This is a genomic window from Vallitalea sp. (genome assembly GCF_025211055.1).
Classification (GTDB): domain Bacteria; phylum Bacillota; class Clostridia; order Lachnospirales; family Vallitaleaceae; genus Vallitalea.
The window spans coordinates 74,117-95,817 of sequence record NZ_JAOARO010000035.1 but is presented as its reverse complement, the minus strand read 5'-3'; the positions used below and the strand labels follow the sequence as shown (position 1 = coordinate 95,817).

The following is a 21,701-nucleotide window of genomic DNA, read 5'->3' as shown; positions in this document are numbered from 1 at the left end:
GTACCTTTCTATGTATTATAAATCTTTTTTAGTTATGTAAACGAGAGCAATCAAATATAATATACCTGCCATACCAAAAAGTACTTGAAAAATATCTAATGAAAATATTTTCCATGTTGGGTCGATTACTCTAATGATTATCGTACTAATGTTAGTACTAAAAAAAGAAAATACTGCTGTTATAGCCGCATTAACTGCCATATATGAAAGTCTATGCTGATGATCAGTTAATTTTAAGTTAACATTGAACTTAGCTATATTAAATCCTATCATAAATATACCATTTAATAAGAAAAATAAAAAGTAAATTATATGAGAATTTATTGAAATAAAAAACCATAAAAAATGAGTTGCCATATAACATAATCCTGTATACTTAAGAATCTTCTTGAAACCATAACGATCAACACCTGCTCCCCAAACTTTTGCAAGAAGTAATTTTATAATAGCCGTAAAGCTAGATGTAAAAGCAATGAAACCATAGGAAAGCTTCACATATTTTATTGCATATATATTAAAAAATGGTCTACCGAAATTCCATGCGAACATCCATAATAATGAGAATATAATAAACTGTCTGTACTTAGTATCTTTTAATGGCAAGGTCAATGTTTGTTTCAAAGATAGTTTACCCTTAGTCACTAATGGATAATCTTCCAATTTAGCAATAATAAGTATTTCTCCAACAGCAAATATGATACTAACAATAAATATTATCATGAATAACCCTGTGGTATGTACATAACTGTCAAGAATCCTACCAACACATAATGGGATAACTATTCCAACACCATTTCTTATCAAGTTACGTGTAGAGTAATATCTTCCTTTCCTGTCCATAGGTATTATTCTATCATTCCAAGCTAAAAAGGTTCCTCCCATGAAAGATGTAAAGGACATAGATGTGAATATAATAAATAATAGAATGATAAACCGTGAACTCTTTAAAAAAGGCAATAGCATTATCAAATAAAATATAGCAAATCTTAGGATTCTTGTAACTAATACCATCTTCTTGGGACTTCCAAATTTTTCATATATTAATGGTGAAAATAATTGAAACACATTCGTTAAAGCTATGAATCCAAGAATATATCCCATCTCATAATCCGCCAACCCTAAAAAAATCATAAAACTTGTTAACACTAGATTCCCCGGCATAGCTATTGCTTCAAAGATATTTCGTAATGTAATACATAATAAAAAAACATTCTTCTGTTTGATTTCTAGCCTAATTTTTTTCATATACCCACCTTTACTTTTATATATAATAGTTTAACTAATATATATGATATCACATTTCAAGAAATACTTCTACTATAAATTACTTTTACTTAGACAACCTGTCACCTTTCTTTTCAAAGAAACATATATTATTATAGATAGCTATAGTTTAATAGTAAAAATTAAAGGAGACATTATTATGCGAATTACAGATATCTATGAACTTAAAGAAAGTAAAACTTTTAATTTATCTCCTTTTCAGCAGAAAAGAATAGATTTGAAATTAGATAAAATATCTATGCAAAAAACTATGTTGACTGGAACTATAAAATATAAAGATATACCAATTCAAAATGCGACTATTCAAGTATTGAACATTAACTCTAAACCATTATACTGTACAAAAAGTAATAAATATGGAATATATAGTTTCAAAAATATATTAGCTCCAGGTAAATATCAATTAATTGCAACTAAAGATCGGTTTTTCACATCTTCTATTAAAAAAATCAAAATATATCCCGATATTATACAACGATTAAATTTTAATTTACATAAAAAATCTATTACTAGAAAAGTATTACTCTATGGTACTGTTTGTAATAACTATAATTATAGATATATCCCTAATGCAAAGATAACTCTAAGATTAGAAGATAACCCTAATAAAATTATCACAACAACTTATACCAATAAAAAAGGTCACTATTTAATATATAATATTCCATCTAATAATTATATAATAACAGTTTCACATCCTAAGTATATACCTAAAACAATATGTAGGATCTTAAAGAACAATAATAAAACTATCTTTAAGCTAAATAGAGTTAAAAAAAGTGTTAATTCCAATTTTGACTTAGTAGTTAAAGAGTATGATGCTGAAATTATTTTCTATGAAATTAAATCAAAAAATAGAAAGAGGTGAAATCATGACCAGTTATGATGAATATAAAATTTCTTATAGTGATGAATTTATTTCTGAAGGTAGACAAGAAAATCATATCAATTTAGAATTAGAAGAAAATGCCAACAAAAATGTAGGTATCATTACAGGTACTGTTATATCAAATAACGAGCCTGTTCCTAATGCTACTGTAAAATTATGTACTGCCGACTTAAAACCTTATGCACATACTACCACTAATGTTACTGGTAAGTTTATTCTTACATCAATTCCAGCAGGCTCATATATGATAGCAGCAACTAAAGAAGGTTATACTCTTGCAAATCCTATTTCAATAACAGTTAGAAAGAATAAAAAAACGAACGTAAATATTAAAATCAAAGCTGACACTAATGCTAATAAAAATATTATTTTCGGTATTGTTAAATCTGAAAACGTACCTATAGATGAAGCATTTGTACAACTTTATAAAACTGAAAAAGCAAAAGACATTTATATAGGAATGTCCGTAACAAATAATGCAGGCCAATATCTATTTATTGATCTTGATGATGGTAGTTATTATATAAAAGTAAGTAAAATAGGATATTTTGATGCTCAATCTCAAACAACAGCTATTACTGACAAAGAATATTTAGCATTAGATATTATTTTAGTACCTGACAAATCCAATACTGGAATAATTTGCGGAACTATAGTTGATGATGCTACAAAAGAGCCTATTAATAATGCACTCATTGCACTTTATTCTATTGAAGATACGGTTGAAACCTTAATACAAATAACTAGAACAAATAATGAAGGTAAATATTTAATTGGTAATGTTCCATCAGGTAAATATAGAATAAAATCAACAGTTCAAGTTTATGAAAAATAACTTACAAAAATGGTATTGTATAGAAAATCAATACCATTTCATATTTTATCTTACACATAACAATATATATTTTAATACAATATAGTATATATAAAAATATGTTGGAGGTTCATATGTCTCCTTTAGTTAAGATTCAAAATCTATCATATACGTATCACACCCCAAAAGGCGAAACAAAGACTTTAGAAAATATTAACCTTATGATTAATAAAGGAGATTTTATTAGTATTGTAGGTCCAAGTGGTTGTGGCAAATCGACTCTATTATCGGTTATATCCGGTCTGATACAGCCTTCAATCGGAGAAGTTGTCCTTGATAAGTCTTTGATGAATAATGATTCTCATTATATAGGATATATGCTACAGAAGGATCACCTTTTTGAATGGAGAACAGTGTATAAAAATGTATTACTTGGCTTAGAAATAAATAATAAACTTACTGCCAAGAATCTTGAATATATAGATAGTTTACTCAAACAATATGGTTTATATGATTTTAAGAATTATAAACCATCGCAACTTTCAGGTGGAATGAGACAAAGAGCAGCTCTTATAAGAACTCTAGCATTAAAACCTGAAATATTATTATTAGATGAACCTTTTGCTGCACTTGATTACCAGACAAGGCTATCTGCTGGAGATGAAATCGGTACTATAATAAAAAATGAAAATAAAACAGCTTTATTAGTAACACATGACATAGCAGAAGCTATATTTAATAAAAAGTTACTCTATATATTAAACTATATCATATATACATCCAATAAAAAAGTTCAATATATTTATTTTCCTTGATTGTATAAGTTGAATAGAACTAAACAATTGCTGGCTCTATAGCAATTATTTAATTCAACTTATCTAATAAAGCTGATAGTCTTAAAATGCTCTTATCTTATTAAGAGGCCATAGTCTAAAAACTACTTTACCTTCTATATTATCTTTATCTATACATCCAAAATTTCTACTATCACAACTATATTCTCGGTTATCACCAAGAACAAACAATTGTCCTTCTGGAACTACTAAAGGAAATTCAATATTTCTAGCATCTGTCATACCTTTTGTATAGGTTTCCTCTAACTGCTCCTCATTAACATATACCTTACCATCTCTTATGTCAATTTTATCTCCTGATAAACCTATTATTCTTTTTACATATCTCATTCTAGGATCATCTCTCTTGAATTTTCCTAGAGTGTCTTCAATACAGATACCTATTGGATTCCCCCAAAAACCTTCAGGTCTCTCTTGTAAGAATACAATGATATCTCCTTTTTTAGTTTCTGTAAAAATATATGATATCTTCTCAGCAAATAAAAAATCATTTTCCATTAAAGTAGTTTCCATAGAATGTTGTTGAACCTTAGTAGATGCCAATACGTAACTCTGAATAACTACTACACTAACAATAACTATAACTGCAAATATTATAATATCTTTTACCTCTTTTAATATTTTTTTAACCATTCATTTCTACTCCAATCTTCATCTTAAATTACCAGAACTATAACTCTATAGTTTGTTAAGATATTTCTTCAAAATACTGTTATCTTCATCTTTTATACCAGAATAATAGAATGTCAATTTTTTGTCTACACTACCATAAGAATTACTATTTTTATCTAAGATATCTTTTAGGTGCCTGATAGTACCCACATTGCCATCCAATATCTCTACATGTTCAGGTAAAATTTCTCTAAAATATTTTTTGTAATACGGAAAATGTGTACAACCAAGTACAACTGAACCATACTTACTCCAATCAAAAGGCTCTAACTGTTTTCTTAGATAAGGTACAACTTCTTCCTTATCAAATATGAAATCCTCAGCATATTCTACTAGCTTTGGAAGTGCTAACGAATCAACTCTCGACTCATTATCAAATCTCTCCACCAGCTTCTGATATTTCTCCTCATTTAGAGTCAAATCAGTTGCTGTTACGAGAACTCTCATATCTTTATCATGTTCTACAGCATATTTTACAGCAGGTTCCATTCCAATTATTGGAATATCATAGATTTTCCTTAATTCCTTGACTGCTATACTAGTAGCTGTATTGCACGCAATAACTAAAACATCAATATCCTCAGATATAAGAAATTCAACCACATTATATATGTATTTCTTAACTACTTCCTTTGGTTTGATCCCATAAGGAGCATTTTTTGAATCCGCATAGTATATGTATTCTTCATTTGGTAGCATTTTAATGGCTTCATTTAAAACAGTTATTCCACCTATCCCTGAATCAAAAAACCCAATTTTCAATAATATCACCTTATATCTCTTATTAAAATAATGTAATAATAGTAAAACTCCATATAGCCTAGAGTAATTATACCATGTAACATCTAAAATATGAATGAAAATACCATAATTATATTCTATTTCTCAATTCACATAATTATTAATCTCTTATTGTTTCAATTATATTTTTGACTTTACTTTTATTAATTATATACCATTTAATTAATCGCTTCAACACAAAAGATTTTCAATAATTGAATTTTAATAGAAGTAAATCTGAAAAAGTATTTTGTTCTTATTAACCATAATAATGGCTATTTCATATTCTATGTAAAAATGGATTGGATAAAATAAAAAGGTCACTACACATTAAATACTGTAGTAACCTATTTTTATTAATTTGTTATAATATCTATTATACATAAATTATTATTTTTTATTAAAATTCTAACATAATTTATTTAAATAAGCCAATAATATTATAAGTAAATGTATTAACCATGTGTTAAACTTAATAGAAATGAACTAAAACTCTAATGGTCATTATAACTTTTTATGTTTAGTAGCTTAAATGTCTTTTTCCAAGAAAATATTATTAAACATCAATATATATCTACTTTTTAATATATATTTGCTTTAATATATTTATTATAGTGATATTTTTTCTGACTAAGCATTTTCGGAAGCTTCATTTGATATACAACTGGTAAGTTTATCGTTAAAAAAAATACCATACACATTATCAACATTTAGCTTCAAAATTTCAATAATTTTAGTTACTTCACGTAAATTGAAATCGACTACTCCAAGTTCTTTTCTATTGTAAGTTTTTTGTGTTATGGATAGTTTTCTTGCCATTTCTACCTGTGTGTATCCCATAGAAGCTCTGGCAGATTTTAATCTATAAGTATTCATACATTCACCTCCCAGCACTTACCATTCGAACAAGTAAATCGTACCATACCAATTGGTAAGTGTCAACTAATAGTTTGTATTTTTGGTAATACTAATTTTAATTTTGGTAAGTAAGTATTATACTAATAATGAAATATCTCAAAGGGTATATATATAACAAAAATAATTATTTAAAGTGGTGTTTATAATGGATAATAATTCTATTGGTTATCGAGTTTTAAATCTTAGAAAAAAAAAGCAACTTACACAAAAAGAATTAGCTGAAAAAGTTCATGTTACAGAAGCAACAATGTCAAGATATGAGAATAACCTTCGAGAGCCTAAGGGCGAAATAATTAATAGAATTGCTTTAGCTTTAAATACTACCACTGATTATCTGCTAGGAAGAAGTAATAATTCTCTTCCCATTAGAGAGTTAGACGATAATAAATCCATAGATGTTGATCTTGATACTTTTATTAAAAAATTAGAAGAAGTTGATGGTCTAAAATTCCATGGAGAACTTATTGATGAACAAACAAGAAGTATTATCTTAAAAACTATAATCCATGCAAGGGAAATTGCTGAAGAAATGCATGGAAATAAAGTTAATCTTACTAAGCAGTAATTATGAATGTGAATATCCTTATCGATATTTAATAATATCATACTCTACACTTTCTTAAGAGCAGAAAACTATTTTTCTGCTCTTAATCTCTAATTATATTCATATACTTATATATAATAAATATAAGGAGTAATTAAATGAATATAGGAATCTATTCAAGAAAATCTAAAATAACAGAATCTGGCGAATCAATAAAAAACCAAATAGAGTTATGCAAAGAATATGCTTATAATAATTTCAATGTAAAAAATCTATACATATACGAAGACGAAGGCTTTTCAGGTGGTAATACCAAACGTCCCCGATATCAAGAAATGCTTCTAAACGCAAAAGAAAGAAGATTTGATGTTCTCATATGTTATAGATTGGATAGAGTCAGTAGAAATGTGTTGGATTTCTCCAATATATTAGAGCTACTAACCTCCCATAATATTGAATTTATTAGTATCAGAGATCATTTTGATACTTCTACCCCTATGGGGCGTGCTATGATGTATATAGCAAGCGTCTTTGCACAACTGGAGCGTGAAACCATCGCTGAAAGAATCAAAGACAACATGTACAAATTAGCTGAAACAGGTAGATGGCTAGGAGGTATAACCCCCCTAGGCTATAAATCAACAAGAATGGTAGACAAAAGTACTAAAAAATCAATATCCATACTCTCTAATGTACCCCAAGAAAGTAAATTAGTTGAAACAATCTTCAAGAAGTATTTAGAGTTTGGTTCTCTTACCAAATTACAGCTATATACACTAAAAAACAACTTAAAAACTAGAAATAATAAAGATTTTAATATTAGTTCTCTAAAGAACATATTGACTAATCCAGTTTATATGGGTGCAGATAATGAAGCTTATAATTATTTCCTAGAAAATAATTCATTAATCAATAAAGAATTAAGTAGTAAAGATTTTGATGGAACCTATGGAATTATGGCTTACAATAAGAATAATGAGAAAAAATATTCTCCTCATAAAAGAGAGCTGTCCAGTTGGATTATTTCTATTGGTGTTCATCGTCCTATTGTTACATCAACCAATTGGATAAAAGTCCAAAAAATATTATTATCCAATATACATAGAAATTACTCTTTAGGTAGTAAGACGGCAATTTTAACACCTCTTATCAAATGTAAAAATTGTAAAGTACCACTGAAAATAATCTGCAAATATGAAGATAAGCATGTGAAGCATTTTTATTATAAATGCCGTGTGAAAGAATCTACTCATAATACTGACTGCCACGTAAAAAATATTAAAGGAAACCTATGTGAAGAAATAATTCTTGACTCCATAGAACAATATCTATCAGTTGATAAGCTTATTGATAAATTACAAAACTATATTACTACAAAAACTGATTTTGATAAAGATAAAGAAATAAGCAAGTTAGAAAAAGAAATAAATGAAATCAAAAATGCAATCTATCAACTGACTTTAATATTATCAAGTAAAACTTCTTCGGCATCAAAATATATCATATATGAAATTGAACAAATGGATGATAAACTAGAATCACTAAATAAACAGTTAAAAATGCTCACTGATACCACCACCAATGGTACTGATAATGATTATAATCTTAATTACCTTGCTCATGGCAGTATACATAATCTATTATCCAATGAACAAAAAAAGATATTGATAAAAAAAATTATTAAAGACGTTCTATGGGATGGTGAGAAATTAGAAGTTGAACTTCTCCCTGTTAATAATCTATAGAGTAACTTTTAGTTACACATAGATGAAGCTATCAGCATGGGTGACAAAGTTGTCATTCTTAGCAAACGCCCTGCTACCATAAAGAAAATATTTGATATCAATCTTACTGTAGAAAATAAGACACCTTTTAATTCCAGAAGTGCTCCTGAATTTCGTAATTATTTCAATGCTATATGGAAGGAGCTAGATAAAAATGAATAATCATAATATGTCACCTGAGCAAAATAAATATTTAAGAAAAGTTTATAAAGAAAGAAAAGTTATCCTATTATATCAAATAATCATATTGGCAGTACTAATAATTACCTGGGAAATATGTTCATTATATGGAATAATAGATTCTTTTATATTCAGCTCTCCATCTAGAATTGTTAAAACCTTTATAGAGATGTTAATGGATGGCTCCCTGTTATATCATATATGGGTAACTCTATATGAAACAATAATTAGTTTTGCACTAGGAAGTATTTTAGGTATCATTATAGCTATTATCTTATGGTGGAACAATAAAATATCTAAAATACTTGAACCCTATCTCATAGTGTTCAATAGTCTGCCTAAAACAGCACTAGCCCCTATTTTTATTGTTTGGTTAGGTCATAATAAAAAGTCAATAATCGTAACTGCTTTAACAGTTGCTATTGTAGTTACAATCATAAATGTATTTAATGGCTTTTCTAATGTGGATAAAGAAAAAGTAAAACTTATCTATACTTTCAATGGAAAAAAAATAGATGTATTAAAAAAAGTTATTATTCCAGCTAACTTTTCCAATATCATAAGTACAATGAAAGTTAATATAGGACTATCTTTTATTGGTGTTATCATAGGTGAATTCATAGCTGGCAGAGCAGGCCTTGGTCAGTTAATTGTTTATGGTAGTCAAGTACTCAAGATGGATTGGGTAATGATGAGTATTATCCTATTAGCTTTATTAGCAACAGGACTATATGAACTCATAGTTTTTGCAGAAAAAAAAGTAAATAAGTTCAATGAATAATAAAAAGACTCTGTTTATTAACTAGCACTATTAAACAGAGTCTATATATTATATTAAAAAGCTATAACTATTCCTCCATCATTAGCATAAGTAGAAGAAAGCCCTCTCATCTCTACAATAAATATATCCTTAAAATTATACATATCATTAACCTTCTCTTTTATTTTATTAGCTCTTTTCAAACAATTACAATGTGCAATTACCAACAACTTATCTTCTAGATTGACTTTAGTCTCTCCTATTGCAGCAATCATTTTGCTAATAGCCTTATTAATACCTCTACCTTTGTTTATCATAATTATTTCACCTTTGCCATTAGAAGCTAATACAGGTTTTATATTAAGTACATTAGCTATAGCAGCTTTTACTAGACTCATTCTTCCTGTTTTAACAAGATTATCCAGTTTATTAAGTACAAATAGTGTTTTCATTTCTTTGATATAGTTTCCTATAATATCTACTATTTGTGAATAAGTTTTTCCAATCTTTGCAAGATAGTCAATTTTTAATGTCAATAATACTTCACCTGCTGATGCACTAAGTGAGTCAAAAACATGTATATTCTTATTATCATTTTCACTAAGATATATGTCTTTTGCAATTCCAGCACTGTTATAACTTCCACTTAATCTACTTGATAAAGTTATAACGAATATATATTCTTCTTCACCTGCAAATCTATCAATATATTCTGCTGGTGAAGGACATGCAGTCTTAGGTACACTAGCACTTGCATTCATTTGCGTAACAAAATTATCTACATCAAATGAATCATCATCCCTGTATCTTGTACCCTCTAGCTCTATGGTAAGTGGGGTTATCTCTACGTTCATATTTTGTTTCATCTTTTTAGTTAAATCACAACTGCTGTCTACTACGATTTTAAAATTCAATGAATAGCCTCCTCAACATCTGTACTGCATAATGTAGTTATTAATACTACTTAATATTACCATAATTGTAAAAATAATAAAAGGCTCTTTTAGCTTTTTAGTTAATTAATATAAATTATTTTACGTAAAACTTCACATTTTATACTATGTAAATATATTGGATTTAAAGACATATACACTCAAACAATAAGTTCACTTATTTCACTTGACTTTATAAGCCTAATAGAACTAAATAATTGCTGCTTCTTTAGCAATTATTTAGTTCCACTTATATCAATATTTTAATGTCTATAAACTATAAAACTTACTAAATAGTTTATCCATATCCAATAAATCCTTTACCCCAACTAATTCATTGACTGAATGCATTGCGAGCATAGGTACTCCTACGTCCACTGTTTTTATAGGTACATAAGATGTAGTGATAGGTCCTAATGTTTTCCCTCCTGGTATAGTTGAATTATTAACATATTTTTGGTAAGGAATATTTATATTATCACATAACTGTTGAATTACACCTGTTGATTCACAATCTGTAGCATAACTTTGTTTTGCACTTAGTTTTATGACTATACCTTCATTAATCAATGGTTTGTTAGTTGGATCATTTTTTTCTACAGCGTTAGGATGTAATGCATGGGCAGCATCTGCTGATATCATAAATGATTCATCTAACATTCTATAATGCTTAGATTTAGTTCTACTAAGTGCCATTGATATTCTATCTAATATGTTAGCAAACATTACTGTATCTGCACCTTGTTTAGTTCTGCTTCCTATTTCTTCATTATCAAAACATGCAGCTATATTAATACCGCTTTTATTATCTGTGCCTGCAATTGCAGAAAGACTAGTATATACCATAGCTAGATTATCCAATCTTGAAGATTGTACAAATTCATCATTAATGCCAATAATATTTCCCTCTCCTATTAAGTAAAGGAAGAGTTCAAAATCCAATATATCATCTACTTCCACATCAAGTTCTTTTGCGATATGTGATACTAGGTAATTATCTTTTTCCAGTGTATCATTAATCTGCCCAATTAGAGGTAAAGTATCTTTTTGAGGATTGAACTTGACACCTTCATTGACATCTCTATTCATGTGAATTGCTAAACTTGGTATTGTGAGTACAGATTTCTTGAAGTCTATATATTTTATTATTGGTTTCATAAGATTATCTGATTTTAATGCTACTTTACCTGCTAATGATAAAGGTCTGTCCAACCATGTATAATATATAGGTCCTCCATAGACTTCTGTATTAAGTGTAATGTAATTTTCTGTCTTGATTTCTGATATAGGTTTTATTTTGAAACTTGGACTATCAGTATGGGATAATATTATCTTGTATCCCATATCATCAACTAATTCTCCTACTGTAAAAGCAATTATTGTTGATGAGTAAGGGATAATATAATATTTGCTACCTCTTTGCATCTGCCACTCATCTTTCATTTTTAGTTCTGTAAATCCTGCCCTATCTAGTAATTTTTTTCCCTCTATAACTCCATGATATGGGGAAGGACTGTTTTTAATAAATGTCATTAAATCTTTTGCATAACTCATACTTGTTCTCATCTTATATTTTCCTTTCTTTTTATGATTAAATTAAACTTATATATAAAATCTCCATAAGTAATCAGCTGCTTCTTCGGCATAATCAATATTAATTCGTTTTGATCTTTTTATATCTACAGTTTTATCCTTGTTATTATATATATATAAATTGTCAGATAGAAAATCCATTCCATTATGAGTAAGATTAAGTGCCAACGCTTTACATAGCTTGCCTGGTCCATTAGAAAAATTATTCTTTTGATAATTATTAAGCTCTTCATAAGCTTTATTATATCTATTGTAAGACATTTTAGTAATAGTATGGCAAGCCTTATCATCAATACCTTTATATGCTTCAACCTCGGTTATTTTCACTATAACCTCTTCATCGTTATCATTATATACTAGATACTTACCCAATAATTCTTTTGCAACTATCAATGTATCTCTTTCATAGAAATCTCTGCTTAATTTATACATATGAAGACAACTCTACTTTCTATACATGTTTTTCTATTTATATAGTATTTTAATTGACTCAATTTTCCCACCTTTAATTTAATCCAGGGAAAGTTGAGTAATTGATATACTGCTTACTTAATAATATATTACAATAAAAGTATTGAAAGTTCTACCTCTATTTTGTATGATATACCATAAGAGTATAATACAGATAGGTAATTTGGAAGGAATGGTGCTAAATGGTATCTTTTAACGTAATTGATATAAAACTTTTTATGAATAATCTATTAAGAGAAAAAATGTTTGATGAATTTGAAGTATCAAGTGTAGAACTTAATACTTTCACTAAGTTCAATATATCTTGTGATTTAAATAAAAAATACCTATCGTCAGATGAAATAGAGATACTTGGAGATAGAAAACTAGTTAAATGGTGGGAGATAAAGGATATTGCTTTTTATATGATAAAAGGAAATAAGACCCCTTCGTATCTGAAGATTGTCTTCGCCCTACCCCATGATAAAATAGAAAGCATGGTTACAAAACATGAGTTAAATATTAAAGCTGATAATGTAAATGGATTATTCATTAATATCTTATTTGAAGATAACGTTCTAAAGTGTACTACTGGAAACTCCATGAACATATTTACGTTAGATAAAACTTTAGAAAATTATTGGGATAACTCTGTAAAAACATTTTTCAAAAAACATGGAATAGCTGTTTAAGGGCTTAAATACACAGTTCACTACATTAAAATCCCTTTTTGTTAGCACTCTTCTTAGGCGAGTGCTAATTTTGTCTTGACATCTATTGAAAATACATTTATTATATCTTATATAAGTTTTAATAACACATATAATTTTTCTATTTAAGTTAGACATAATTATTAATACTTTATGGAATACCTAATGAAATATACAAGTTAAGTAGTGATTAACAGTCGCTCCAATGGTATAGGGGAATATTTCGTCAGCCTATTAAACGTCCATGTTTAAATGGCTGAGTTCGCCGTCCATGGCTCACTGCTCCATATTCTCCTATACCATTTACGCTCGATATTAAATCATAATTGTATATCATTAGGATTTCTGCAATATAAATAAAGATTACTTTACGAAAAACGTTAGGAGGAGTTAAGAATGAGTACTGAAAAAGGGAATTTATCCATCCATAGTGAAAATATTTTTCCAATAATTAAGAAATGGTTATATTCTGACCATGATATATTTGTAAGAGAGCTTATTTCCAATGGATGTGATGCTATAACTAAATTAAAGAAATTGGATGCAATGGGAGAGGCATCTCTACCAGAAGATAATGAGTTTAAGATTGAAGTTATCGTTGATGACAAAGAGAAAACTTTGACTTTTATAGATAATGGTATCGGAATGACTGTTGAAGAGGTTAAACAATATATTAACCAAATTGCTTTTTCTGGTGCTGAAGATTTTCTTAATAAATATAAGGATAAAGCTAATGAAGATCAGATTATCGGTCATTTCGGACTTGGTTTCTATTCTGCCTTTATGGTAGCAGAAAAAGTTACAATAGATACTCTTTCTTATAAAGAAGGAGCAAAAGCAGTACGTTGGGTAAGTGATGGTGGTAATGAATATGAAATGAGCGATAGTGATAGAACTGTAAGAGGAACTAAGATTACATTAAGTATTGGTGAAGATGGAAAAGATTTCTTGAATGAATGGACAGTCAAAAGCACTATCCAAAAATATTGTTCGCTAATGCCTATAGAAATCTATCTTATAAATCCTAATAAAGAAGAACCTAAGGTAGAGAATGAAGAGGAAAATGGTGAAGTAAAAGAACCTGAAACACCAAAACCATTAAATGATACTACACCTCTATACTTAAAGAAACCTAATGAGTGTACTGATGAAGAATATAAGGAATTTTATAGAAAGATTTTTATGGACTTCAAAGAACCTTTATTCTGGATTCACCTTAACATGGACTATCCATTCAACTTAAAAGGAATACTCTACTTCCCTAAACTTGGAAATCAATTTGATACAATGGAAGGACAAATCAAGTTATATAATAACCAAGTTTTTGTTGCTGATAATATCAAAGAAGTTATTCCTGAATTCTTACTATTATTAAAAGGTGTTTTAGATTGTCCAGACCTTCCACTTAATGTATCAAGAAGTTTCTTGCAAAATGATGGATTCGTTAAGAAAATTTCTAACTACATTACTAAAAAGGTTGCTGACAAACTTAATTCATTATACAAAAAAGAAAAAGAATCCTATGAAAAATTCTGGGATGATATTCATCCATTCATCAAATTCGGTTGTTTAAAAGATGACAAATTCTTTGATAAAACAAAAGGAATCATCTTATATAAAACAACAACAGGTGATTATGTAACTCTACAAGAGTATTTAGATAGAAATAAAGAAAAACATGAAAACAAAGTTTATTATGTAACAGATGAAACTCTTCAATCTCAATATATCAAGATGTTCAAAGACAATGGTATGGAAGCTGTCATAATGAATACAACTATTGACCAACCTTATATCTCACATATTGAAATGAAGGAAAGTGAAAATAACATAAAATTTGCAAGAATAGATGCTGACCTTACTGATAGTCTAAAAGATGAAGATAGTACAAGTGAAGAAGATAATAAAAAACTTAGTGAAGAAGTTCAAACTATATTCAGAAAAGCTCTTGCTAATGAAAGCCTTAATGTAACTATGGAGAATCTAAAATCAGAAGATATTTCAGCTATGATAATATTACCTGAAGAATCTCGTAGAATGCAGGATATGAGCAAAATGTACGGTATGTTTGGAATGGATAACGCAGCTATGCCAAGTAATGAAAGTCTTCTACTTAATAAGAAAAACATGCTAGTTAAATATATCATTGATAATAAGGATAATGAAAATACTGATATATTCTGCAATCAGATTTATGATTTAGCTATGATAAGTCATAAACAGTTATCCCCTGAAGCAATGACTAAATTCATTGAAAGAAGTAATAAGATTCTTCAAAAATTAATCTAATCTATAATAGATAATATTTGACAAATATCTACATTAGTGATATCATAATACAAAATTTAATAGTTTAGTATGGTAGAGGAGCATTTTTCATTAGTAAGTAATCTGATTTGTTCAGGCAAAAATGATGATTACTGAAAGGGTAAGGTGCCGAAGAAGAAAATACCTGTTTTATTTTCTGTCTGGGTATATAGTCAATAGCTATATAACTGTCATATATAATATTATATATGGGGTGCTACTTGTGACATTTAATATTGATTATCACAGTCGGCACATAACGCCGACTGTTTTTTATTAAAATTATATCCTCCACTAATTACTGAAATATTAAACAAAAATTACAATTATTTTGGTTAGTAGTAATATAATATATTATGTAAGTAATAGAAATAGGAGGTTTGATAATCATAAAAATAAATTTCCACATGAAATCGTAAATATTTGCTTACCTTATATTGATGTTTTGGTAAAAAACAGATATACTAAAGTAGAATAAAAAGCTATTTTGAGTATTTCATATACTTGAAAAATAGGACTTATTCTATAAGATAAACATGAGTGACTATGTCACGTAAAAGATTTCAAGGAAAATAGAAAGTAATACTAAATGTAAAGTTTATAGATGTAGGTAATTAATTCTGTATATAAAATCTTAGGAGGTTGTTATATGTCTATTTTTACAGGATCTGGTGTAGCTATAGTAACACCATTTAATGATGATATGAGTGTTAACTTTGAAGGGCTAGAAAAATTAATTGATTTTCAAATAGAAAATAAAACTGATTGTATTGTTATATGTGGTACAACTGGTGAATCATCAACACTTAATGATGAGGAACATCTTGAATGTATAAAAGTAGCAATAGACAGGACTAATAATAGAGTACCTGTTATAGCTGGAACTGGAAGCAATGACACTAAGCATGGTATTGAATTATCTAAGAGAGCTGAGAAGCTTGGTGCTGACGGTCTATTGCAAGTGACTCCTTATTATAATAAAACCACTCAAAAAGGATTGGTTAGACACTTTTCTTCTATTGCAAAAAGCGTTGATATCCCCATTGTATTATATAATGTACCATCAAGAACAGGTCTTAACATTGATGTTGATACTGCAGTAGAATTATCAAAAGTGGATAATATCGTTGCTATAAAGGAAGCTAGTGGAAACATAGGTCATATTACTGATTTAGTTGCTAGATGTGAAGGTAATCTCGATCTATATTCTGGTAATGATGATCAGATAGTACCTCTACTCTCTCTAGGCGGTAAAGGTGTAATCTCAGTAGTTGCTAATATTCTACCAAAAGAAACTCATGACATAGTAGCCAAGTTTTTAGCTGGGGATGTAAAAGGAAGTCTTGATCTACAGCTTAAATTACATGAGTTGATTAAATCACTTTTCTGCGAAGTTAATCCAATACCAGTAAAAGCTGCTATGAATTATTTAGGTCTTCCATCTGGCCCATGTCGCTTACCATTAACAGATATGGAACCAGCTAATAGATTACGAGTTGAGAATGCAATTAAAAAATTAGGAATAACTATCTAAATCATTAAAACCACTGAATACATTACGGTTCAGTATTCAGTGGTTATTTATATACTATGGAAAAAACTACTTTTTTTCGTGGAAAGCTTTTAAAATGAAAGGAGTTTTACAATGACTAGAATTATAATGCATGGTTGTAATGGGAAAATGGGACAGGTAATTTCTAAAATAGTAGAAGAAGATAATGATGCCTCTATAGTAGCAGGTATTGATATATCTGATCATATTGATAACCCATACCCTGTTTTTACTGATGTTAACACTCTTGATGTTGACGGAGATGTTATAATCGACTTTTCCACAGCCAAAGCTGTACCTTCATTAATCGACTATGCAAAGTCTAGAAAAATACCTGTTGTTTTATGTACAACTGGTCTCAATCACGATCAAATTAATATAGTTAATGAAGCTAGTAAAGAGATTGCTATCCTTTTATCAGCTAATATGTCACTTGGAGTTAATTTATTACTTAACTTAGTAAAGAAAGCCGCACAAACCCTTACCTCAGCTAATTTTGATATTGAGATTATCGAGAAACATCATAATCAAAAGATTGATGCTCCTAGTGGTACTGCATTAGCTATTGCTGATTCAATCAATGCTTCTCTTAATAATGAATATTCATATACCTATGATAGGTCTAAGGAAAGAGTTAAACGTGATTCAAAAGAAATAGGTATCCATGCTGTTAGAGGTGGTTCAATCGTAGGTGAGCATTCAATTATTTTCGCTGGAAAAGATGAAATAGTTGAACTTAACCATAGTGCCCTATCAAAGGATATTTTTGCTGTTGGAGCTGTGAATGCTGCTAAGTTCTTAAGCCAAAAATCTGAAGGTATGTATGATATGCAGAATGTAATCGAAGGTAATTAAAATAGTATATAATGCTGATTATACCCTTAATATCCAAAAGACTATAAAAACCATATATAGTGATAATCACAACTTTTACAGCTTATTATAATACCTAAAATACAAAACGTAATAAGAGTGATTATCACTATATATGGTTTAAACATACTACCGTTGTCTCTATAATATATACATAACTCCCCTAACTCACTTAACCTCTTCCTCGTGCACCTCTATCTTAGATATCGAAACCTCATAAGCAACCTTACTTATGGACTCAGTTTCACTTAATTTTTTTTGGTACTCCCTACTCTGTATCCTGCCCCATATTTTTATTCTATCACCAACATTGAATTTTTCTGCATATCTTGCATTTCTTCCCCAGCAAATACATGGAATATAATCCGATTTGTTATAAGGACGATTAACTGCCAATAGAATATCTGTAATTTCTCTTCCAAAAGGAGTTGTTCTATACATTGGAGGCTTACAAATATAACCATCTAAATATATGTAATTAGGGTTTCTCTTAATCTCTTCTTCTTCCAAAACAGAGATTTCTCTAGCGAAAACTGTTAAAACTAATCTATTTTTACCCTCAATTTGTCTGTTATAAGAACGAAATTGTCCTTGAACATCTACAATCTTACCTCTCAAATCACTAGTTGTGTCAATAAGACGTTCGGATACCATTATAGGTATTATATCGGAGTTATCACTTAGTCTTGATATTTCCACATCAAAATTATAAAATCCTTCTCCATATACTTCATGGCTGAATTCAAATGTAGAATGTATTTTCCCTATTAAATTGACTTGATTGTTTCTGATAACATTATCTTCCATGATACTTATCTCCCTTCCATTATATTAAACGTTAACCCTTCTTCTTAGAAAAATTCTCATTCAATATATATTCATATGTTTAATGTTTATCTATATTTATCTTTATTCAAAATAATTGATTTTTAGAAGCAGATTTTGAATTCTTCTTACATGGAATTTAAATTATCGCTGATACTCCTATCTATTAACATGACAGCAGTTACAGCTGACATTATATTATATATATCGTGTCCCCAAGACGATTTAATGAATACAGGAAATTCTTGTGGCTCAATTATCGTATCATCTTCGTCTATCTCTCTTTGAATACAGTAGATTAGAGTTTTACTAGTATCCAAGTCACCACCCAAACTTGATATAGTAACACTAGATTTTTTATTAAATCCAAGAGTAATAAATCTGCATAGAGGGATATCTAGGTTAATATCTTTCAATTCATGATCTACATTAGCGATAGCATAATAGGTTGTTTCACCATTATCTAATACATTAATAGTTACCAAGCTACTCTCTTCTTCTATTTCATATTTCACGTTAACTCTTTTCATGATATCTTCAAAAATATATATTAAGTTACTTAACTTATCATTACCTGTTATAATAATTTTTTTCATTTATAGCAACCTGCCTTTGAAAATATAAAGATAGTTATATCACTTATTATTGTCTAACTTAGTAATTTATAATCCTTAAAAATAAAAAAATAAATATCAGCTAACATAAAAAGCAATAAGTGTTGTATAATAATACTAACTAGAAAGGAAGATATAAATGAAATTAACTATAACAACTCTTATAGAAAATTCTAAAGGAAAACATCTTAGCTTATTAAACGAACATGGTATTTCCTTTTTGATCGAAGTAAATAATAAGAAAATACTATTTGACACTGGTCAAAGTGGTGATTTTATTGAAAATGCATCTACTCTTGGTAAAGACTTAAAAGATATCGATATGGTTATATTAAGTCACGGACATTATGATCATACAGGCGGATTTAGACGTTTTGTAGAAAATGTTACTTCTGATTTTAAACTGTATATACATAAGAATGCATTTAGCAGAAAATATAGCTTTGATAATACACATTACAAATTTTCAGGAAACAGTTTTGACAAAAATTTTTTAGAAGATAATAATGTTGAATCTCATTTTGTGGATGAAGATATATTAGAAATAGATAAAGGAATTTATATTACTTCTAATTTCGACCGAGTTACTTCATTCGAGAAAATCAATCCTAGATTTTATTATGAAAATAATGATAAATATACTCTTGATAATTTTGATGATGAAATTATGTTAGCGTTAGATACACCTGAAGGTCTAGTAGTTATTTTAGGCTGCTCTCATCCTGGAGTAATCAATATGCTTAAAACTTTGATTAAGCGTACTGGTAAAAGTATTAATACAATCATTGGTGGAACTCATCTAGTTAGGGCTGACGAGGTTAGAATTCGTCAAACCATTGAACATTTAAAAGCTGTGGGCATAAAGAAATTAGGCATTTCACATTGTACAGGAGAAAATGCCATGAATCAGATGAAACAAGAATTTGGTGACAAATATTTTCATAATACAACTGGAACAGTACTATTTTTTGATAAATAAAAATATGGTGATCTAATTATTATTTCTTATTTTTTATTGAATCTTCTGCTATGTCATTAGTGTGCTTTAATGATTTTGTTATTATTAATCTTGTTCTGTCAAGCATTGGCTTATTTCCAAAACGAAGTCCGTGTAAATTTTCTACATTATTAATAAATCTTTTAAGTTCTTTATCAACATCTACGAAATGACATAGTTCTGATATAGGAGTTGGGTTATCTGTTAATCCCATTAGATAATCCATTGATACATCAAAAAATTTTGCAAATTGTATCTTTGTTTCGTCGTCTGCTTGTCTAGCATTTCTTTCATATTGTGAAATATTATTTTTAGTCTTACCTACTATTTCTCCTAATTCTTCTTGAGTCATTTCTTTATTTTTTCTTAATATTCTTAATCTATTGCTAAAATTTGGCATTCTAACCACCTCATATTTATTTTAGAATCCATTAATATCACTGTAAATAGTAATAACCAATAAGATAACACAATATAAATTTAGGTATTGACAGTAACCAAACCGTGTATTATAATATAGTTAACGATTTGGTTATTATTATCGATATAAAATTAATATAGTATCCATTTCGATCATTACTTATTTTCATTTATATATAATGTATTCTATACCTCACTGTTTTGTTAATGTATTACTCGTGTTAACAATTCAAAAATGCATAATTAAATTATGCAAATGCAATATAGTTTATTTAACTAAAGGGCAAGTAATTAAACTATATTGCAATTAATCTTAAATACATATGTCTATTATTGGAACGCTCCTTAATAGGAGTAAAATATCTGGTTTTTAATTTTTCAAATTAGAAATTAAACAGAGAGTTATTAAACAACAACACCTTTTTTAAGAATTATATTTGCATATAATGAAGTCTCCCCAGTAGCTACAACTGCATAAGCCTTCTTAGCTCTCTCATAGAATGCAAATCTTTCCTCATAACATATTTTTTTGTCTCCCTCTTTTTCCTTAATTATAGCCTTATATGTATCCCATATATCTGGAATATAAGTATCACCCTTCACGACTTCCATTAATCCAACAGGTTCATCCGTATACACATCTAAAGGCATCAAGTCTAATACAGCCTCTAAAACTTCAGGCACACCATGCCCATCTAATCTAACTAATCTCTGAGCCATTGAAGCAGCAGGAAAGTTACCATCAGATATAACTATCTCATCTCCATGCCCCATTTCCATTAATATTTTCAACAATTCTGGTGATAAAATACTTGGAATCTTCTTCAACATACAATCATCTCCTATTATTTTTATATATATTATTATATTATATAGTTATTCTTAATACATTTTACAATAGTATTAAAAGATAGGCAACGGTCAACATGAAATGCTACATGAATATTAT

General features: G+C 28.6%; 23 protein-coding genes and 1 riboswitch. Of the genes, 12 read left to right on the top strand and 11 right to left on the bottom strand.

Annotated features, from left to right (window positions below; genetic code table 11):
• Positions 1–15: 15 nt before the first annotated feature.
• Complete coding sequence (locus N4A55_RS04625) at positions 16–1,245, bottom strand: MFS transporter (RefSeq protein WP_293754333.1); 1,230 nt, start codon at positions 1,243–1,245, stop codon at positions 16–18.
• A 178-nt stretch (positions 1,246–1,423) separates the two neighbouring features.
• On the opposite strand from N4A55_RS04625, the gene N4A55_RS04620 reads away from it, so the two are divergent.
• The 3 genes from N4A55_RS04620 to N4A55_RS04610 all read left to right on the top strand — a co-directional run bounded on the left by N4A55_RS04620 (position 1,424) and on the right by N4A55_RS04610 (position 3,802).
• Entirely contained in the window at positions 1,424–2,152 is a 729-nt protein-coding gene (locus N4A55_RS04620) for a carboxypeptidase-like regulatory domain-containing protein (RefSeq protein ID WP_293754332.1), read from the top strand.
• Positions 2,100–3,008 carry a carboxypeptidase regulatory-like domain-containing protein gene (locus tag N4A55_RS04615; protein ID WP_293754331.1) on the top strand — a complete coding sequence of 303 codons (909 nt, stop codon included), beginning with the start codon at positions 2,100–2,102 and terminating at the stop codon, positions 3,006–3,008. The genes N4A55_RS04620 and N4A55_RS04615 overlap by 53 nt, the downstream gene beginning before the upstream one ends.
• A gap of 113 nt (positions 3,009–3,121) precedes the next feature.
• On the top strand, positions 3,122–3,802 hold the full coding sequence (locus N4A55_RS04610) for an ABC transporter ATP-binding protein (RefSeq protein WP_293754330.1): 681 nt from the start codon (positions 3,122–3,124) through the stop codon (positions 3,800–3,802).
• Positions 3,803–3,883: 81 nt separating this feature from the next.
• On the opposite strand, the gene lepB is transcribed toward N4A55_RS04610, so the two are convergent.
• From lepB to N4A55_RS04595, 3 genes are all read right to left on the bottom strand, one after another.
• The gene (gene lepB, locus N4A55_RS04605) at positions 3,884–4,474 is read right to left on the bottom strand and encodes a signal peptidase I (RefSeq protein ID WP_293754329.1); all 591 of its coding nucleotides are present in this window, start codon (positions 4,472–4,474) and stop codon (positions 3,884–3,886) included.
• A 45-nt stretch (positions 4,475–4,519) separates the two neighbouring features.
• Positions 4,520–5,275 carry a glutamate racemase gene (gene murI, locus N4A55_RS04600; RefSeq protein ID WP_293754328.1) on the bottom strand — a complete coding sequence of 252 codons (756 nt, stop codon included), beginning with the start codon at positions 5,273–5,275 and terminating at the stop codon, positions 4,520–4,522.
• Between the two features lie 648 nt (positions 5,276–5,923).
• Positions 5,924–6,169, bottom strand: coding sequence for a helix-turn-helix transcriptional regulator (locus N4A55_RS04595; RefSeq protein ID WP_293754327.1), 246 nt, complete (start codon positions 6,167–6,169; stop codon positions 5,924–5,926).
• A gap of 187 nt (positions 6,170–6,356) precedes the next feature.
• Here N4A55_RS04595 and N4A55_RS04590 point away from each other — a divergent pair, with 187 nt between their 5' ends.
• From N4A55_RS04590 to N4A55_RS04575, 4 genes are all read left to right on the top strand, one after another.
• On the top strand, positions 6,357–6,776 hold the full coding sequence (locus N4A55_RS04590) for a helix-turn-helix domain-containing protein (RefSeq protein ID WP_293754326.1): 420 nt from the start codon (positions 6,357–6,359) through the stop codon (positions 6,774–6,776).
• Positions 6,777–6,913: 137 nt separating this feature from the next.
• On the top strand, positions 6,914–8,500 hold the full coding sequence (locus N4A55_RS04585) for a recombinase family protein (protein WP_293754325.1): 1,587 nt from the start codon (positions 6,914–6,916) through the stop codon (positions 8,498–8,500).
• A 36-nt stretch (positions 8,501–8,536) separates the two neighbouring features.
• Entirely contained in the window at positions 8,537–8,701 is a 165-nt protein-coding gene (locus N4A55_RS04580; protein WP_330666315.1) for a hypothetical protein, read from the top strand.
• Positions 8,694–9,500 carry an ABC transporter permease gene (locus tag N4A55_RS04575; RefSeq protein WP_293754324.1) on the top strand — a complete coding sequence of 269 codons (807 nt, stop codon included), beginning with the start codon at positions 8,694–8,696 and terminating at the stop codon, positions 9,498–9,500. The genes N4A55_RS04580 and N4A55_RS04575 overlap by 8 nt, the downstream gene beginning before the upstream one ends.
• A gap of 53 nt (positions 9,501–9,553) precedes the next feature.
• Here the strand turns inward: N4A55_RS04575 and N4A55_RS04570 are convergent, their stop codons facing one another.
• The 3 genes from N4A55_RS04570 to N4A55_RS04560 all read right to left on the bottom strand — a co-directional run bounded on the left by N4A55_RS04570 (position 9,554) and on the right by N4A55_RS04560 (position 12,436).
• On the bottom strand, positions 9,554–10,393 hold the full coding sequence (locus tag N4A55_RS04570; RefSeq protein WP_293754323.1) for a DegV family protein: 840 nt from the start codon (positions 10,391–10,393) through the stop codon (positions 9,554–9,556).
• A 288-nt stretch (positions 10,394–10,681) separates the two neighbouring features.
• Positions 10,682–11,977 carry a M18 family aminopeptidase gene (locus tag N4A55_RS04565; protein WP_293754322.1) on the bottom strand — a complete coding sequence of 432 codons (1,296 nt, stop codon included), beginning with the start codon at positions 11,975–11,977 and terminating at the stop codon, positions 10,682–10,684.
• A gap of 36 nt (positions 11,978–12,013) precedes the next feature.
• Complete coding sequence (locus tag N4A55_RS04560; RefSeq protein ID WP_293754321.1) at positions 12,014–12,436, bottom strand: DNA-3-methyladenine glycosylase; 423 nt, start codon at positions 12,434–12,436, stop codon at positions 12,014–12,016.
• A gap of 221 nt (positions 12,437–12,657) precedes the next feature.
• On the opposite strand from N4A55_RS04560, the gene N4A55_RS04555 reads away from it, so the two are divergent.
• The 4 genes from N4A55_RS04555 to dapB all read left to right on the top strand — a co-directional run bounded on the left by N4A55_RS04555 (position 12,658) and on the right by dapB (position 17,878).
• The gene (locus tag N4A55_RS04555) at positions 12,658–13,146 is read left to right on the top strand and encodes a DUF5721 family protein (protein ID WP_293754320.1); all 489 of its coding nucleotides are present in this window, start codon (positions 12,658–12,660) and stop codon (positions 13,144–13,146) included.
• Positions 13,147–13,560: 414 nt separating this feature from the next.
• Entirely contained in the window at positions 13,561–15,453 is a 1,893-nt protein-coding gene (gene htpG, locus N4A55_RS04550) for a molecular chaperone HtpG (RefSeq protein ID WP_293754319.1), read from the top strand.
• A gap of 65 nt (positions 15,454–15,518) precedes the next feature.
• Positions 15,519–15,699: riboswitch (Lysine riboswitch) on the top strand.
• A 421-nt stretch (positions 15,700–16,120) separates the two neighbouring features.
• Positions 16,121–17,005 (top strand): 4-hydroxy-tetrahydrodipicolinate synthase, encoded by an 885-nt coding sequence (gene dapA / locus N4A55_RS04545; protein ID WP_293754318.1) that lies wholly within the window; start codon positions 16,121–16,123, stop codon positions 17,003–17,005.
• Between the two features lie 111 nt (positions 17,006–17,116).
• Positions 17,117–17,878, top strand: coding sequence for a 4-hydroxy-tetrahydrodipicolinate reductase (dapB, locus tag N4A55_RS04540; RefSeq protein ID WP_293754317.1), 762 nt, complete (start codon positions 17,117–17,119; stop codon positions 17,876–17,878).
• Positions 17,879–18,064: 186 nt separating this feature from the next.
• Here dapB and N4A55_RS04535 read toward each other — a convergent pair whose 3' ends face one another.
• Together N4A55_RS04535 and N4A55_RS04530 are read right to left on the bottom strand one after the other, a co-directional pair.
• Positions 18,065–18,703, bottom strand: a complete 639-nt coding sequence (locus N4A55_RS04535; protein ID WP_293754316.1) for a single-stranded DNA-binding protein — start codon at positions 18,701–18,703, stop codon at positions 18,065–18,067.
• A gap of 146 nt (positions 18,704–18,849) precedes the next feature.
• Positions 18,850–19,317 (bottom strand): hypothetical protein, encoded by a 468-nt coding sequence (locus N4A55_RS04530; protein ID WP_293754315.1) that lies wholly within the window; start codon positions 19,315–19,317, stop codon positions 18,850–18,852.
• A 157-nt stretch (positions 19,318–19,474) separates the two neighbouring features.
• On the opposite strand from N4A55_RS04530, the gene N4A55_RS04525 reads away from it, so the two are divergent.
• Positions 19,475–20,314, top strand: coding sequence for an MBL fold metallo-hydrolase (locus tag N4A55_RS04525; protein WP_293754314.1), 840 nt, complete (start codon positions 19,475–19,477; stop codon positions 20,312–20,314).
• 19 nt (positions 20,315–20,333) lie between these two features.
• Here N4A55_RS04525 and N4A55_RS04520 read toward each other — a convergent pair whose 3' ends face one another.
• Together N4A55_RS04520 and fucU are read right to left on the bottom strand one after the other, a co-directional pair.
• Positions 20,334–20,732, bottom strand: a complete 399-nt coding sequence (locus N4A55_RS04520) for a helix-turn-helix domain-containing protein (RefSeq protein WP_293754313.1) — start codon at positions 20,730–20,732, stop codon at positions 20,334–20,336.
• A gap of 425 nt (positions 20,733–21,157) precedes the next feature.
• Positions 21,158–21,583 carry an L-fucose mutarotase gene (gene fucU / locus N4A55_RS04515; RefSeq protein WP_293754312.1) on the bottom strand — a complete coding sequence of 142 codons (426 nt, stop codon included), beginning with the start codon at positions 21,581–21,583 and terminating at the stop codon, positions 21,158–21,160.
• Positions 21,584–21,701 lie beyond the last annotated feature (118 nt).

What these genes read in the sequence shown, in the direction of transcription:
- N4A55_RS04565 (WP_293754322.1), bottom strand. Translation starts at nt 11,977, where the DNA reads ATGAGAACAAGTATGAGTTATGCAAAAGATTTAATGACATTTATTAAA.
- N4A55_RS04615 (WP_293754331.1), top strand. Translation starts at nt 2,100, where the DNA reads ATGATGCTGAAATTATTTTCTATGAAATTAAATCAAAAAATAGAAAGA.
- N4A55_RS04525 (WP_293754314.1), top strand. Translation starts at nt 19,475, where the DNA reads ATGAAATTAACTATAACAACTCTTATAGAAAATTCTAAAGGAAAACAT.
- N4A55_RS04580 (WP_330666315.1), top strand. Translation starts at nt 8,537, where the DNA reads ATGGGTGACAAAGTTGTCATTCTTAGCAAACGCCCTGCTACCATAAAG.
- N4A55_RS04625 (WP_293754333.1), bottom strand. Translation starts at nt 1,245, where the DNA reads ATGAAAAAAATTAGGCTAGAAATCAAACAGAAGAATGTTTTTTTATTA.
- N4A55_RS04610 (WP_293754330.1), top strand. Translation starts at nt 3,122, where the DNA reads ATGTCTCCTTTAGTTAAGATTCAAAATCTATCATATACGTATCACACC.
- N4A55_RS04590 (WP_293754326.1), top strand. Translation starts at nt 6,357, where the DNA reads ATGGATAATAATTCTATTGGTTATCGAGTTTTAAATCTTAGAAAAAAA.
- N4A55_RS04555 (WP_293754320.1), top strand. Translation starts at nt 12,658, where the DNA reads ATGGTATCTTTTAACGTAATTGATATAAAACTTTTTATGAATAATCTA.
- N4A55_RS04585 (WP_293754325.1), top strand. Translation starts at nt 6,914, where the DNA reads ATGAATATAGGAATCTATTCAAGAAAATCTAAAATAACAGAATCTGGC.
- N4A55_RS04535 (WP_293754316.1), bottom strand. Translation starts at nt 18,703, where the DNA reads ATGGAAGATAATGTTATCAGAAACAATCAAGTCAATTTAATAGGGAAA.
- lepB (WP_293754329.1), bottom strand. Translation starts at nt 4,474, where the DNA reads ATGGTTAAAAAAATATTAAAAGAGGTAAAAGATATTATAATATTTGCA.
- N4A55_RS04520 (WP_293754313.1), bottom strand. Translation starts at nt 20,732, where the DNA reads ATGCCAAATTTTAGCAATAGATTAAGAATATTAAGAAAAAATAAAGAA.
- N4A55_RS04560 (WP_293754321.1), bottom strand. Translation starts at nt 12,436, where the DNA reads ATGTATAAATTAAGCAGAGATTTCTATGAAAGAGATACATTGATAGTT.
- fucU (WP_293754312.1), bottom strand. Translation starts at nt 21,583, where the DNA reads ATGTTGAAGAAGATTCCAAGTATTTTATCACCAGAATTGTTGAAAATA.
- dapA (WP_293754318.1), top strand. Translation starts at nt 16,121, where the DNA reads ATGTCTATTTTTACAGGATCTGGTGTAGCTATAGTAACACCATTTAAT.
- N4A55_RS04530 (WP_293754315.1), bottom strand. Translation starts at nt 19,317, where the DNA reads ATGAAAAAAATTATTATAACAGGTAATGATAAGTTAAGTAACTTAATA.
- dapB (WP_293754317.1), top strand. Translation starts at nt 17,117, where the DNA reads ATGACTAGAATTATAATGCATGGTTGTAATGGGAAAATGGGACAGGTA.
- N4A55_RS04595 (WP_293754327.1), bottom strand. Translation starts at nt 6,169, where the DNA reads ATGAATACTTATAGATTAAAATCTGCCAGAGCTTCTATGGGATACACA.
- N4A55_RS04620 (WP_293754332.1), top strand. Translation starts at nt 1,424, where the DNA reads ATGCGAATTACAGATATCTATGAACTTAAAGAAAGTAAAACTTTTAAT.
- N4A55_RS04575 (WP_293754324.1), top strand. Translation starts at nt 8,694, where the DNA reads ATGAATAATCATAATATGTCACCTGAGCAAAATAAATATTTAAGAAAA.
- htpG (WP_293754319.1), top strand. Translation starts at nt 13,561, where the DNA reads ATGAGTACTGAAAAAGGGAATTTATCCATCCATAGTGAAAATATTTTT.